Origin of the sequence: Cellvibrio fontiphilus, assembly GCF_042646205.1 — a bacterium.
Lineage (GTDB): Bacteria > Pseudomonadota > Gammaproteobacteria > Pseudomonadales > Cellvibrionaceae > Cellvibrio > Cellvibrio fontiphilus_A.
In genome coordinates this window covers 822,796-837,391 of record NZ_JBHRTF010000004.1, presented here as the reverse complement: position 1 = coordinate 837,391, position 14,596 = coordinate 822,796, and the positions used below count along the sequence as shown (strand labels likewise).

The following is a 14,596-nucleotide window of genomic DNA, read 5'->3' as shown; positions in this document are numbered from 1 at the left end:
CTGACCGAACAGAATTGGAAAATGACAAGAAAAAATGACCAACTAAGGCTGCGCATTCAGACAAAAAACCCTAACAAGCCGTGTGTAAATTATTCCTAACGGCACTTGTTTGACTGTTGCTTGGCAAAATACACAGCACCAAATTCTGGTTGATATAAAGCAGGCGATAAATGCTCCGCCATATCTTTATCCATCCAGGGCACTAAGCGCGGTGCAAGACCGCCAATAATAGACATGCGGCCGGGTTGCGTGGCCCACAAGCGGCGTGCCACCGCACTCATATAAGCAGCACCTTCTTTCACAATGCCGCTTGCAACTTCATCACCAGCATCGGCGGCATCCACCACAAAAATTGCAAACTTGGCGTAGTCACCCTGTTTAGCACCAAACATTTTGTCCACAATCATCAAACCTTCTGCCTGCAAAAAGTTGCTAATGCTGTGACTGAGAATGGTGGATGGGCCGAGTTTGTCGTAATCCAGCAATACCGCTTTGATTGCTTGCAGGCCCATCCAGGCGCCGCTGCCTTTATCGCCAATAGGAAAACCGTGGCCACCTAAAAATAAAGCCGCGTCGTTAACGTAGGAATAACCACAGGAACCTGTGCCGCAAATCATTACTGCGCCCTGATCACTGTTGTGCGCACCAAGGCAGGCTATGTGTAAATCAGTAGTGAGATGCATACTTTGAAAGGGATGCTGCCAACTGCTCATCACCTCGTAGAGGCTGGGCACATTGACACCAGCAAGACCAGCACCAGCGATCAGCTGGCTCATTACTACAGGCGGAAAACCGGCATCGATCAGCGCTAATTCGGCTGCAGTACGAATAGAATCTTTTGCTTGTTGTACACCATGGAAAGGGTTAGCCGGGCCGCCCACGCCAGTGCCTAGCACTTGCAGATCACCGGTCATGATACTGGCGCGACACTTGGTGCCGCCACCGTCAATACCGATATACAAGGGCTGATCGCCAAGCGGCATTTTCACCATGATTTACCTCAATTATTTTTAAATATAAAGCGTCGCGCGCGCGAACCGCCGCCACACCAAATGCTTGTTAAGTCTGACAATGGAATGGTCGCATATTTCCCCCTGCCGCCGCGATACAACTGGCCGTTAAATCCGCCGGATTTAAAAAAGGTTAGCGCCCTTACAGGCACTAACCACAAGACCACTACTACAGCTCTAGAGAACTCATGCCCGCTGACACCACACAGGGTATGGAGAGCTACCCCGCCCGGCTTTCATCATCGGACAGGTTTAGATTACGCCTGCCAGACAACGTTGTCAAAGAATATTTATACACCATTCAATTTTTTATTTAACCCAGTTGTACATCTGGCCTAGACACAAACAAATCCGCAACAAAAACGATAAAGCATCAAAAATCCTACGCGATTTATGACTAGAAACTAAAAAACACATTAGCGGTAAGCCGCCCCTTACGAGGGTCAGCCTGTAAGCTGATATCCGATAGGATATTTGCCGAATGTAAAATACAGCCCTGATAAATAACCAACCGATTAAATTTTGCAGGAACGAATCCGGTTTTGGTAAAAGCAGCATCGGTATCAGCGAAGTAGCGTTTCTCCCGGCGCTTGGTGTTTAACTCTTCGTAACAAACATCCAAGTAATGATCACAACGCTCAGGCGTGATAGTTTCATAGCCTGTGGCGTTATGACGATAAAAACCAGTGCCACCATGCGCCTCATCACACAGATACAACAAGGTGGCAAAAAAATGGGGATTGCTCGCATCAAAATGCGGAATAGTTTGCAGCGGGCCAAGAGCTGACTCTGGAACCGTCATCAGACACATAGCTTCTTGCAGCAATTTAATGCTCGCTGGAGATGCAATCGAAAATTCACGGCGCACCAACTCATTAACACTATTTACCAATGAAAGACTGTAATCGGCGGGCGCAGCCGTGCGCACCCCCGGATAACCCTTGCGCTGTGTTGCAGCAGCATAAGGAGCAAACAGGGATTTGGCAGCGACATCAACAAGGCGATTAGGGTCAGAAAAAAAGTTATCAATACAAATAACTTTGTTCTGTTCATTTCCAATGTCGAGAATTTGAACATTCATAAGCCTAAGCATCCCGTTTAATCAGTCAATAATGGCTAACGCGCTTGCGATGTCATCGCTTTTTTTAACTCTACTAACCAGGCACGATGGGATAGCAGCTTATCGGCATTTAATCTGGCTGCTTCCTGCAGCTCGCGAATCAAAACAGCGGAGCGCTCAGCCTCCAGTTTGCCCAAACGGCCCGCGCGAGTAGGGTAATGCATGCCATAGAGCACAAATAAATAATTCTCTACGCCAAAAATATCAAAGGTACTAAAAAAATCATTGCGTTTTGGTGCAGCGATTTTCCAACGTGCCAATCGCTCCTGCAAAATAGGTGAAAGCGGCGTTTTTTCGGTGTTTTCTATCCAGAAAGCTGAATCGCGCCGGTCGGAAATAGAATAATGCAACTGAACAAAGTCCATTACTCTTTCCCAGGTATAACTCACCGCTTGGTTACAATAATCGGCAAGCAGGGGAATATCATCCATGTACTGAGGAAAGCTGCGCGCCACTAACTGTGCGCAAAAATCGGTAACTAAAATAGATGTTGCTTCTAGCGGCTCGACAAAACCCTGAGCCAATCCCAACGCGACACAATTCTTTTCCCAGAAGCGCTCACGGTAGCCTATTTTCATGGGCACACGACGCAAATTGGCTTGTTGCAAATCCCGCCCAACATAAGTGGAGAGTTGCTGGACAGCTTCATCCTCACTCATAAAGGCCGAGCTGTAAACAAAACCAATACCGCGCCTGTTAGTTAGCGGAATATCCCAAACCCAACCCGCCTTGTGAGCCGTAGCCAGTGTATAGGGCAAAATCTCTTGCTGTTCAGGTGTAGGTTCCTGCAAAGCCAAGGCAGTATCGGTGAGTATGTGGTTGGATTTGTTTAAAAATGGCACTCCCAGCGTTTCACCAACCAGTAACGCAGCGAAACCTGTGCAGTCTATATAAAAATCAAATGCTTCAGTCTCACCCGATTCAAATACCAGCGCTTTTATATCGCCATTTGCTTGGCGATCGACACGCGCAATCGTCTCAAAACGATGTTTGATTGAAAATTTTTCCCGCGCGTTGCGCGCCAACAAATCAGAGAATTTTGCAGCATTAAAATGGTAGGCATAATCCACCACCCCCATAAACGGTGGCGACGATTTTTGCTTGGGCGAACGATTAAGTTCAGCGAGAGTATAAATTTCTGACAGTTGGGAATAATCACAAACCGATTTGTTGTGCAACCAATAATTAGTAACATCAAAACCGGAAGGGTGTGGAGAGCTAAATGGATGATAGTAAAAATTGTCAGTACCGTATTTGGTTGCATCCATCCACTGTGCGAATTTAATTCCCTGTTTAAAAGTTGCATCGCAACTGACCAACAAATCAACCTCGCTGATGCCAAATTTTTTTAGCGTATTTTTAATATGCGGGACAGTGCCCTCGCCCACACCGATTACCGGAATATCTTTGGATTCAATCAACGTAATTTCTATTTCGGGATCGCGACTTAATTCAAACCCCAAATGGTTTGCCGCCAACCAACCTGCGGTACCGCCACCAACAATTGCTATACGTTTAATTTTCATCGCCCAATCACCTGTACAAACCGCTTCAGAACACAGCGTTTTTTACAAATAAATTTTTACTGGATAAACATAACTCAGAAACAAAAAAAGCCCAGCAGATGCCGGGCTTTTTTGTGACTCAGCTATTAGTACTTATAGCTTACACCCAACATGTAGGTTGCTTCACCTTCAAATGACCAGGCGGGGAAACCTTCAAGCAGTGGTGTTTTCATACCGTATTGCGCAGTATAAGCCTCGGCAGCACCGTACTGGATATCGTCTTCTTTGAGGATGTTAGTTGCCTCAAAAGTCAGACCCAAACTATCAGTAACGTTCCAGCCAAAGCTCAGATCCAATGAGCCGTAATCATCGTGCATACGGTTACCATAGTAACCAGTTTCACGAATCATGTACTCAGAGCGCCAGTTGTAAGCAGCGCGTGCAGAGTAAACATCATTTTCCCAGTAACCCACCAGGTTCAGGCTGTCGTTTGATGATTCAGTGAATACACCGATACGATCAGCATAACTTTCTGCCGGTGCATTGCCGTTCGTGTAGGTGTAGTTCACAACAACACCAAAGCCGTTGTCGAAAGCGTGGTTCAATTGCAATTCCACACCGTCAATTTCACCACCACCAGAGTTTTTCAGGGTGTTGACTTCCCAGTTATCCAGACCGGTATCTGGGCTTACCAAACCAATTGATTGGTTCACCTGAATTTCATTGGTAACAAAGTTGTTTACTGACTTAACAAAATAAGTTGCAGAGAACATGTTGCCATCGCCGTAGTAGTACTCAAGACCTACATCAGCTTGTGATGCCTTCATAGGTTTCAAACCTACGTTGCCGATAGTCAAACGCTCGTTGCCCTGAACCGTGTCCTGATAACCGGCTTGGGTAGCAGCAGTGAACATATCGTTGTAATTTGCGCGGCTAATCGCTTGAGAAGCCGTTGTGCGCAATACCAAATCATCAGTCAAATCAAATGACACGTTGATGCTGGGTAGAACGTCATCGTATTTCTCAGTGGTAGATGACAAGCTGTTGCTGTAGAACGCATTTTGCGCCAAGTCACCTGTTGCTAGTGGAGTACCGTCAATCGCGTAGGATTTGCCAGTTACTTCAGTGCTTACATAGCGCAAACCGAAATTACCTTTTACGGCGTCTGCTTCAAAAGTGAACATACCGTAAAGTGCATCGTTTTGTTCATTCAGTGCCGCGTAACCTGAACGCTCTTGCTTCCAACCGGTCACATCAGCCAGAGTTGCATCGATCATTGCGCTCAACACAGGTTTTGGTGCTCTAAAGCCGTGCGAACCTACTTCGAAAGTACCGCTATAGAACTCCGAGGTTGGACGCTGGGTTTGAGTGCCGATGACTGCCTGATCAGAAGATTTTTCTACATCGTGATCAGTGGTGCGAATACCGGTTTTGAATGATTTGATTGCGCCCAAATCTAATTCAAATTCAACATCGATCTGACCGTAAACTTCTTCGTCCGAGTTTGGACCTCTTTTCACAGCCCAGGATTCTGCAGCCGATTGCGCGCGGTAGTTATCCAGCGTCATATTCAAATCAGAAGTGGCATTGATTTTAATTTGCTTGCCAGTTGCATCAATACTACCCGCCCACAACGCCATGTTGTAATCGCCCAGGCTAGCGAAGTGAGAGAAGTTGGTAGTCAAGCTAGTGCCACCTTCAGCTTTAGTTCCACCAACACGGCCGCTCAGGGTGTAACCTTCACCTTCAAACTTCACATCAAAGTCATAGGTATCGGAAGACATTTCCGCTACACGACCCCAGGTTTGGTTAAAGGTTTCGGTGCCCAGCGCACCGCTTGCCCAACCAGCAGTCAAGTTGCCACGCACAGGTTCTTTGGTGGTGTTTTTAACACAGATGCCAGCCGCGTTGGTTTGCTCACAGGTGTAGTTTGAAGGGCGCTTGTCCAAGCCGCTGAAAATATAAGTACTGGTGTTGGTGTTGTTCGCTTTGAGATCCAACGACAGTACATGCAGGCCCAAAGTCAAATTATCAGTAGGCGCCGCCTGCAAGGTTAAATCCAATGCTTCGCGCTCGCGCTCCTGAATAAAAGTCGTTGGCGATACATCATCCCACCAGCGGTAATCTGCTTCGGTGCCGCGACGAACGTAATCAAAATCTTCAGTGGCGGCAGCAACCAATACACCAAAAGTTTCAGACTCATTTTTCCAGCTATACAAGGCCGACAGCTCTGGTGATACATCGTCACTGATGGTGCCGGTGCGCGCTTTAGCACCTACATGCAAGGTATTAGCTTCCATATCCAAAGGCTTGCGGGTTTTCACGATAACGGTACCGCCGATGCCACCCTCATTCAAATCAGCCTGGGACGATTTGTACACATCCATACCACCAATCAATTGGGAAGGCAGCAAGGAGTAGTTAAAGCTGCGATCAATTGCCTGTTGGTCATACCAACCGGTAGAGGCAACGTTTTGACCATTCAACTGGGTAAGTGTCATTTGTGGCGCAGCACCACGAATAGAAACCGATGCACCTTGACCGAAGGCACGACCAACAGTTACCCCCGGAACACGGCCCAGAGATTCACCTACATCTGAGTCGGGAAACTTGCCCACATCTTCTGCCGATACCGCATCAACCACGGCAGTAGAGTTGCGTTTGATATCCACCGCATTTTTCAAAGCGCCACGAATACCCGTCACCATTACCTCTTCCACTTGATCCGCAGAGTTTTGGGCAAAGGCAACACTTGGAACACCGATCATAGCAACAGCGGCAACAGAGCCGAGCAGCAGTGCACTCTTGTTGGCCATCTTGATCGCGTCACTTAACTTATTACGCATGGTTAATCTCCCGAGATTGGTACTTTTATGTGTATTGATAACGATTAAACCTTTTCGAAAATCGCCGCCCAAGACAACGTTGTCGATGAGTCAACACTATCCAGACCGGACAACGTTGTCAACATTTTGTAAATCGCCGTAAATGAAAGTTTAGAGGGTGTTAAGGGAGAGGTTTAGAAGAAATCTATTACAAATCAAATGATTAGATTATTTATGTGCCACGCGCGACAAAAAAAATTATTTTTTTGTGTTACCGGAAAAACATTACCAAAATACACACCGCTAAATAGCAGTATAAAAAAAGCCGCAAAATGCGGCTTTTCCAGAGTGTTGCTAACAATTCATAAACGCACAACTTTATCTCACTGGGTGATCAGGCGCGCACGCAATTGGCGCAAACTGGCTTTCACACTGCGCGCATTTTCGGGGCCCATACGCAACATTAATTTGTGCGTTTGTGGCAATTGTTCCAACGCAGGATCGGCGTATTGATAAAAGACTTTTGGCCTAACTAACAATAAGTCCCCCTGCTGATCTGGCGCTGCCAAAATATTATCAATCGCGGCGATGAGCACGCTGTGAAAGTTAGGTTTTTTTAATCCCAATTCGCGGAAGGCTTCTTCCAGCAAAGGATAAAAACGGCGATAGACAGCAATCGCAGCATCGCTGTCTATCAGCGCCAAGGTGGTCACATATTTTTCATAGCGCTGGTAATTATTGGTGGACACGCGCTCCTGCTCCACTGCCTCGCCTTCGATCATCACCGTAAAACTATCGGCGATAAACGGTGGCGGCGGCGAGACTACCGGGCGATATTCGTGAATGACTTTACCCTCGGCAATATTGTTCACCGCCAGTACAAATTTGCGGACCAATTCTTCCGGCACCAATAACTGAATCAAGCCTTCACCACGCAATTGCATTAAGGCGGCAAGCAGGCTGCTGTCGCTGTCGCTCAGCGGCGGCAAAGGCTCTACTTCAATGACCTGGGCGGGCGGTTGATACTCCTCGATGGGTGCCGGTTCAGCAGCGGCGCTACTGGCAGTAACAGTGGCAGGCGCGGTAGTGACCGGTTTGACCAGACTGGGTGTGACCGAGGGGCCCTCATCGCGCAGGAAGGTAAAAGCAAGCCCCAGCGCGATAAGCGCGATGACGACGGTAACGATCATTGCAGTGGAAGAAGACTTGGGACGGGATTGGTAATCATCACTCATGGCAAACCCTTTTGTTGGTGAGCTGGTTAAAACCTGCGGCTAAAAATCTTTACCTGCACATTGAGCCGCACTTTGCAGTGCAGCGTAATGGCTGGTTTGGCGCGCTGGATTATGGCCTAATCCATATAAGACCTGACAGCCCTGTGCCGGGCTGGTTCCCCTTTTTTGGCGACAGCCGGTAGACTGGCCAGGTTTTATGCCTCGCCTAGCTTACCGCGCCACTTTCACTTTGCCACCACTTCATTGAAGGAAACCTATGAGCCGCCCTGCCAAGTTTGCCACGGGGTTTTACCTGCAACGCTCCCTGATACTCTGCGCCCTGCTGATTATGTTCGGCTGCACGAGCTTGAGTGGTTCGCAATGGGATCAGCGTTACGGCACCGCCACTGCGCGCGAATTGGGGGCCGGCCCGCAACAGGCGCAATACACTTATTACCAGCACACCAAACCCATCATCGAGCAGCGCTGTGTTGTCTGTCACGGCTGTTATGACTCGCCTTGTCAGCTCAAGTTGGAATCCTATGAGGGGTTACTGCGCGGCGCTAACCCTGCCAGGGTTTACGATGGCACACGCCTGCTGGGAGCCAGCCTTACCCGTCTGTTTGAAGATGCCCAAAGCACCGCCGAATGGCGTCGCAAGGGTTTTCACCCGGTGATTAATGAGCGCGGCAACAGCCCCGGCGCCAACATCAATGCCGGCGTCATGGCGCAATTACTGGAGCTAAAACAGGATCATCCGCTGCCCAAAGGCGCCCTGCTGCCTGAGGCGTTTAATCTGGCGATCAATAGCCCGCAGTACTGCGCAAGCATTGAAAACCTGCACAGCTATACCGCTAAAAACCCGCTGCTGGGTATGCCCTATGGGCTGCCGGGATTGAGCGAGCAGGAGCATGACATCACCATGGATTGGCTCAAACAGGGGGCCGCCATGGGCAAAGCCCCTGCGCTGCCTAAAAAGCTGCACACCGAAATTGCCCGCTGGGAATCCTTCCTGAATGGCGATTCGCTCAAGGCGCAACTGGTGAATCGCTATATTTATGAACATCTGTTTTTGGCACAGATCGATTTTGCCGCCGCACCCGGCGTGTATTTCCGCCTGGTTCGCTCCAGTACACCACCGGGTGAACCGCTGCAGCGCATCAGCACCGCGCGCCCGTTTGATGACCCGGGCGTAGCTCGCGTTTATTACCGGCTCTGGCAAGACCCTTCATCGGTGGTCGCCAAAACCCATATGCCTTACCGCCTGGATGCCGCCCGCGCGCAACAGTGGCAGGAGCTGTTTTACAGCGCGGATTATCAGGTCAGCCAACTGCCCGACTACAAGAGTGAGACAGCCTCCAACCCCTTTGTGACCTTTGCCCAACTGCCGATTAATGCGCGCTACCGCTTTATGCTGACCGAGGCGGAATTCACCATTATGAATTTCATCAAAGGGCCCGTGTGCCGCGGGCAGGTAGCGCTCAACGTTATCCAGGATCATTTCTGGGTGTTCTTCTACTCGCCCGAATCACAGGCGACTGACGAGCAGGCGCAATTCCTCGCCGACAACAGCAAACACTTGCAGTTGCCTGCCGGTGCCGGCAATACCCTGCTGCCGCTGTCCAATTGGCTTAAGTATTCAGAGCTGCAAAAAGAATACATGGCGGCCAAAGCACAGTTCATTCGCAACAAAGTGGCGACACGCGGCAAGTTTGAGCTGCACAGTATTTGGGACGGTGACAAGGGCACTAACAACAACGCCGCGCTGACTATTTTTCGCCATGCCGACAGCGCCAGCGTACACAAAGGCCTGATTGGTCAGTCGCCAAAAACAGCCTGGGTAATTGGCTACCCACTGTTGGAGCGCATTCATTATTTATTGGTGGCCGGCTTTGATGTATATGGCAATGTTTCCCACCAATTGCTCAGCCGCTTGTACATGGACTTTTTGCGCATCGAAGGCGAAATGAATTTTGTCGAGCTACTGCCAAAATCGGCCCAGCAACCGACCCTGCATTATTGGTATCGCGATGCGGAATCCAACCTGCAAACTTATATCGACCTCTATCTGAAACAGGTGGAAGAAACCAACAATATCCACTACCAGACAGAGGCCTACCAGGAAGAGCTGTACCTCAAATTAAAAATGCACCTGGGCAAAGCGGCGCAATCCCATCACAACCTCAACACCGCCAAACTGCCTGCGCGCAAGCTGGCGCTGTATCAACAGCTGCAAAACACCAGTGGCAAGGCGATCAGCTTTTTACCGCAAACCACCCTGATTGAGCTGCGCGGCGTGGGCCTGTTCAGCCTTATCCACAACAGTGCTTACTCCAACCTCTCCTCTTTGTTTGGCGAGGATAAACGGCGCATTCCCGCGGAGGACAACCTCACCCTTACACGCGGCGTTATTGGCGCTTACCCAAACAGCTTTTTACGCCTTGAATCCCACGAGCTGGAGGAGTTTATCGCCCAACTACAAGGGCTGGCCTCAGAACAGGATTACTACAAGCTCAAGAGCCGTTTTGGCATACGCCGCACCCACCCGGAGTTCTGGGCCTTCAGCGACCGGCTGCACAAGCTCTACGAAATTGGCGAACCCGAGGAGGCCGCGCTGCTGGATTACAATCGCCTGGAAAACCGCTAGCCCCCATGGGTTGCACACAGGTTAAGAATGATCAAGCACAGGTAAAAAGGCAGCGTAAAATTGCGACAGTCAGGTAAATGAAGTATTCTTTCTAATAATCAATCTCATTTACATTCAAGACGATATTCGCTATGAACTCAGCTGTGCTTGATTCCCTCACGCCCGCCTTGCGCCTTGACCAATGCCGCAGAGGTGCCTCGGTACGGGTTACCGGCCTCATAGAACAACCGCTATTTGGCAAACAAGATGAGCAGGTCAGCCTGCGTTTGAAAGAGTTGGGTTTTTTACCCGGCGCCATGCTCAAGGTGATTGGCTTTGGCCTTATGGGTTCAGACCCTATGGCAGTGCAGGTCAATGGCACCAAGTTCGCGTTGCGTCGCGCTGAAGCCGCCAAAATTTGTGTGGAAGCAGCATCCACCTAACCCTAATCGGCCTTTACCAGGTAGCTTTATGTCCACCCCTATTCGCTTTGCGCTAATTGGCAACCCCAATTGCGGCAAGACCTCCTTGTTTAATCGCTTGACCGGCGCCCGCGCCAAAGTCGCCAACTACCCCGGTGTTACGGTTGAGCGCCGCTCGGGGATGGTCACCGGTTTATCCCAACCCGCCGAATTGCTGGATTTGCCCGGCACTTACAGCCTGTTTGTGACCTCCCCCGACGAGCAGGTGGCACGCGATGTAATCCTCGGCAAACTCGCCGGCGAACGTCGCCCCGACTTGCTGGTCGCCGTGGTGGATGCCTGCAACCTGCGCCTTGGCCTGCGTTTGGTGATGGAGCTGAAAACCCTGAATCGCCCCATGGTGCTGGCACTTAACCAAATGGATGAGGCCAAACGCCGCGGCATCAGCATAGATACCGCAGCACTTGCCCATGCGATTGGTATTCCAATTATTGAAACCGTGGCGGTCAATAGTCAGGGCGTCAGTGAGTTGCGCAAACTGCTGGATGGTTACGCCCAACAACCGCCACTGGCTGACGGTGAACAAACACTGGCCATCAGCGACCGGCAGGAATCGGTGGAGGCGCTTTATGCCGAAATCGAAAGCCTGATGCGTCAATATGTTATTGCGCCGGCAGAAATGCCGCGCTGGCAGGATCGTCTGGATGCGATGGTGATGCACCCGCTGCTGGGTTTGGTGGTTTTGTTCAGTATTCTGCTGGTGATTTTTCAGGCGGTGTTCGCCTGGGCATCGCCCTTGGTGGATTTAATCGACGCCGGTTTCAGTAGCCTTGGTGAGCTGGTGGGCGCCTTATTGCCCGATGGGATTTTGAAAGACTTTATCGTGGAGGGCTTAATCGCCGGTGTGGGCGGTGTGCTGGTGTTCCTGCCGCAAATTCTGATTTTGTTCTTTTTTATCCTGCTGCTGGAGGATAGCGGCTACCTCACCCGCGCCGCGTTTTTGCTGGATCGCCCCATGCGCGGGCTGGGTTTGTCAGGCCGCTCGTTTATCCCTCTGCTGTCCAGTTTTGCCTGTGCGGTGCCCGGCATTATGGCCACGCGCACGATTTCCGACCCGCGCGAGCGCTTTATTACCATCATGGTGGCACCGCTCATGACCTGCTCGGCGCGCCTGCCGGTGTATGCGCTCATCATCGCTGCCTTTATTCCCGAGCAAACTGTGTGGGGCATATTTAACCTGCAGGGCTTAACCCTGTTTGCGCTCTATTTTGCCGGGGTTGCCAGTGCCGCTTTAATCGCCTGGATTATGCGCCGCCGCAGCGGCCGCGAGGAGTTTCCGCTGTTACTGGAGTTACCCACCTACCGCTGGCCTATGGCCTACCACCTGTTCATGGGGCTGCGTGAACGCGCGTGGATTTTTGTGCGCCGGGTGGGCACGATTATTCTGGCGCTCTCTATTGTGCTGTGGTTTTTGGCGACCTTTCCAGGCGCCCCCGAGGGCGCTACCCAACCGGCGATTGATTACAGCTTTGCCGGCCAACTCGGTCACTGGATGCAACCCTTCTTTGCCCCGCTCGGTTTTAACTGGCAGATGTGTATTGCGCTGATCCCCGCGATGGGCGCCCGCGAAGTAGCGGTCAGCGCCTTGGCGACAGTTTACGCCGTGGGTGAAGAATCCATTGATGTTGCCCTTGGCTCAGCGCTCGCCGCCAGCTGGTCGCTGCCGGTTGCCTACGCCTACCTCGCCTGGTTTGTGTATGCGCCGCAATGCATCTCCACCATCGCCGTGGTCAAACGCGAAACCAACTCCGCCAAAGCCACCACTTTTTTCACTGTGTATCTGTTTGCGCTGGCCTATTTTGCCGCTTGGGCGACTTACCAAATCGCCAGCGCGATTGTGGCTTAGGGGGAGCGCAGTATGTGGCAAGAAGTGATTGTCGGCCTATGCGTTATCGCGGCGGTGATTTTTTTGGTGCGCCGCTGGTTGTTGCCATCTGCTAACAAATCTGCCGCCTGTGGTGGCTGTGGCGGGTGCGATAAAACCAGCGCAACCAGCTGCAATAATCCAGCGGAGCGGTCGGAACACTGAGCTACCTTCTTGAGCTACCTTTTTGAGCCACCTCTTTCCTACACCTTTTGAACTACCGCTTTTCTGCACCTTTGTTGTTTAGAGCGCCCGACGACAAGGTGCCGTCATATCCAAGGCCGGGTCATAAACACTGGTACTTACATTCATCAGCCCCAACAGGGTGTGAAACAGGTTGTCCTGTGAATAGGCCTGATCGCGGCGGTTCAGCAGGCAGGTTTTATCCAGCTGATTGCTGCGTTCGAATCCACTCGACAGCCACCACAACATAGGCACATGGGTTTGCGCTTTGGGCGCAATCACGTAGGGCATGCCATGCAAGTAAATGCCCTGCTCCCCCAGGGATTCACCGTGATCCGAGAGATAAATCATGGCGGTGTTGTACTGACTCTCCTGCTGCTGCAACCAGTGGATCGTGCGCGCCAGAAACTGATCGGTGTAGTGAATGGTGTTGTCAAAGGCGTTGATCACCTGCTCTTGGGTACAATCGCTCAGCTGATTGGTGTGGCAGCTGGGGCTAAATACTTCCTGATCTTGTGGGTAGCGGTGATAGTAATCCGGCCCGTGACTGCCCTTCTGATGCAACACAATCACCTTGTTGCCGTTTGCGGTATTAGGCATCTGCGCAATTTTTTGATCGAGTTGATAGAGCAACACATTGTCAAAACATTCCTGATCATTACACAGCTCAGGCAGGTTGAGGTGTTGCATATCCTCAAAACCCACCCTGTCACAGGCGCCTTTACAACTGGAGTTATTGTCGCGCCACAGTACCGGAATGCCGGCATGCGCCAATACGTCCAATACCGACTCCTGCGACTTACCGCGGCGATTGGTGTACTCCGCGCGCGGGTAATGAGAAAACATACAGGGCACCGATACCGCCGTTTCAGTGCCACAAGACGTCACCTGCGAAAAGTTGACCAGATCCTCAGCGGCCAGTTGGGGCGTGGTGTCACGCGGGTAGCCATTTAGCGCGAAGTGATCGGCGCGCGCTGTCTCGCCCACCACCACAATCAATAAATTCGGTTTAACCAACGCCTGCGCCCATGGCGATAACTTGGCATCGGTTCCCAAGCTCGCCACTTTCAATGGCACATCCGCTACTGCGGCATAAACAGCGCTGGCGTAAATCACATTTAATGGGTTCGCCATTTGACGAATTTCTTTGTGATTGCGAAAAAACGACGAGAACTGTGCCGACGCACTCAGCACCAGCAACAAGATCGCCAACAAGGTAAGGGCGATAGCTTTAGTGCGCTGCCACACCTCTCGCCAGCGCGTTTGTTGCACCAGTGGAATTGGTGCGAGTAACAGCGCTGGGGCGGCTCCCAACAGCAGCAAATACACCAACAAGCGCCCGGAGAACAGGCCGCGCGCCTCCGCTACATCGGTCTCCATGAGGTTCTGAATCATCAAACCATGAATCACAATGCCGTAACTATCCATGAAATAGGCCGTACCCGCAGCAGTCAGCATTAAGGCCATCAACACAGGTTTTACCGCGCGCGGCCAGAGCACCAAGGGCAGCAATATCAGCTGCAAAACCCAAAAGGTACACAGCCATAACAGCACCGCCAGCGCGATCATAAACGGCCACGCCGAACTCTCCTGCACTTGCCAAGCCGCCGAAAAAAAACGCGCATTGTGCAACAGCACCATCAGCAGCGCGCTGTAGCCCGCAAGCAGCGTTGCGCTGGCAGACCTTGTACCTAAAACCGGCAGGCGAGCAGTCACAGATGAATACACAGTCGAGTCCTCTTAGTATGCCGAATAAGCATCGACGCA

At 51.0% G+C, this 14,596-nt stretch carries 10 protein-coding genes; 4 read left to right on the top strand and 6 right to left on the bottom strand.

Translation table 11 applies throughout. The annotated features are described in order from the left end of the window. Window positions 1–95 precede the first annotated feature (95 nt). The 5 genes from nagK to ACFODX_RS12075 form a co-directional block, all read right to left on the bottom strand. Window positions 96–992, bottom strand: coding sequence for an N-acetylglucosamine kinase (gene nagK, locus ACFODX_RS12095; RefSeq protein WP_378119432.1), 897 nt, complete (start codon window positions 990–992; stop codon window positions 96–98). 415 nt (window positions 993–1,407) lie between these two features. Further along, window positions 1,408–2,091, bottom strand: coding sequence for a DUF6445 family protein (locus ACFODX_RS12090; protein WP_378119430.1), 684 nt, complete (start codon window positions 2,089–2,091; stop codon window positions 1,408–1,410). 35 nt (window positions 2,092–2,126) lie between these two features. Then, window positions 2,127–3,656: a tryptophan halogenase family protein gene (locus ACFODX_RS12085; RefSeq protein ID WP_378119428.1), complete on the bottom strand. Its 1,530-nt coding sequence runs from the start codon at window positions 3,654–3,656 to the stop codon at window positions 2,127–2,129. Window positions 3,657–3,781: 125 nt separating this feature from the next. Next, window positions 3,782–6,481, bottom strand: coding sequence for a TonB-dependent receptor (locus tag ACFODX_RS12080; protein WP_378119426.1), 2,700 nt, complete (start codon window positions 6,479–6,481; stop codon window positions 3,782–3,784). Window positions 6,482–6,843: 362 nt separating this feature from the next. After that, window positions 6,844–7,695: a DUF3014 domain-containing protein gene (locus ACFODX_RS12075; protein ID WP_378119424.1), complete on the bottom strand. Its 852-nt coding sequence runs from the start codon at window positions 7,693–7,695 to the stop codon at window positions 6,844–6,846. Between the two features lie 256 nt (window positions 7,696–7,951). On the opposite strand from ACFODX_RS12075, the gene ACFODX_RS12070 reads away from it, so the two are divergent. The 4 genes from ACFODX_RS12070 (at window position 7,952) to ACFODX_RS12055 (ending at window position 12,811) form a co-directional block, all read left to right on the top strand. After that, window positions 7,952–10,321 carry a fatty acid cis/trans isomerase gene (locus ACFODX_RS12070; RefSeq protein WP_378119422.1) on the top strand — a complete coding sequence of 790 codons (2,370 nt, stop codon included), beginning with the start codon at window positions 7,952–7,954 and terminating at the stop codon, window positions 10,319–10,321. A gap of 131 nt (window positions 10,322–10,452) precedes the next feature. After that, the gene (locus tag ACFODX_RS12065; protein WP_378119420.1) at window positions 10,453–10,743 is read left to right on the top strand and encodes a FeoA family protein; all 291 of its coding nucleotides are present in this window, start codon (window positions 10,453–10,455) and stop codon (window positions 10,741–10,743) included. 28 nt (window positions 10,744–10,771) lie between these two features. Then, window positions 10,772–12,628 carry a ferrous iron transporter B gene (gene feoB, locus ACFODX_RS12060; RefSeq protein WP_378119418.1) on the top strand — a complete coding sequence of 619 codons (1,857 nt, stop codon included), beginning with the start codon at window positions 10,772–10,774 and terminating at the stop codon, window positions 12,626–12,628. A 12-nt stretch (window positions 12,629–12,640) separates the two neighbouring features. Then, window positions 12,641–12,811 (top strand): FeoB-associated Cys-rich membrane protein, encoded by a 171-nt coding sequence (locus ACFODX_RS12055; RefSeq protein ID WP_378119416.1) that lies wholly within the window; start codon window positions 12,641–12,643, stop codon window positions 12,809–12,811. Between the two features lie 78 nt (window positions 12,812–12,889). Here the strand turns inward: ACFODX_RS12055 and ACFODX_RS12050 are convergent, their stop codons facing one another. Further along, entirely contained in the window at window positions 12,890–14,557 is a 1,668-nt protein-coding gene (locus ACFODX_RS12050; RefSeq protein WP_378119414.1) for a phosphoethanolamine transferase, read from the bottom strand. Window positions 14,558–14,596 lie beyond the last annotated feature (39 nt).

Coding starts and splice junctions, on each gene's coding strand:
- ACFODX_RS12080 (WP_378119426.1), bottom strand. CDS start 6,481: ATGCGTAATAAGTTAAGTGACGCGATCAAGATGGCCAACAAGAGTGCA.
- ACFODX_RS12090 (WP_378119430.1), bottom strand. CDS start 2,091: ATGAATGTTCAAATTCTCGACATTGGAAATGAACAGAACAAAGTTATT.
- ACFODX_RS12085 (WP_378119428.1), bottom strand. CDS start 3,656: ATGAAAATTAAACGTATAGCAATTGTTGGTGGCGGTACCGCAGGTTGG.
- ACFODX_RS12075 (WP_378119424.1), bottom strand. CDS start 7,695: ATGAGTGATGATTACCAATCCCGTCCCAAGTCTTCTTCCACTGCAATG.
- ACFODX_RS12070 (WP_378119422.1), top strand. CDS start 7,952: ATGAGCCGCCCTGCCAAGTTTGCCACGGGGTTTTACCTGCAACGCTCC.
- ACFODX_RS12065 (WP_378119420.1), top strand. CDS start 10,453: ATGAACTCAGCTGTGCTTGATTCCCTCACGCCCGCCTTGCGCCTTGAC.
- nagK (WP_378119432.1), bottom strand. CDS start 992: ATGGTGAAAATGCCGCTTGGCGATCAGCCCTTGTATATCGGTATTGAC.
- feoB (WP_378119418.1), top strand. CDS start 10,772: ATGTCCACCCCTATTCGCTTTGCGCTAATTGGCAACCCCAATTGCGGC.
- ACFODX_RS12055 (WP_378119416.1), top strand. CDS start 12,641: ATGTGGCAAGAAGTGATTGTCGGCCTATGCGTTATCGCGGCGGTGATT.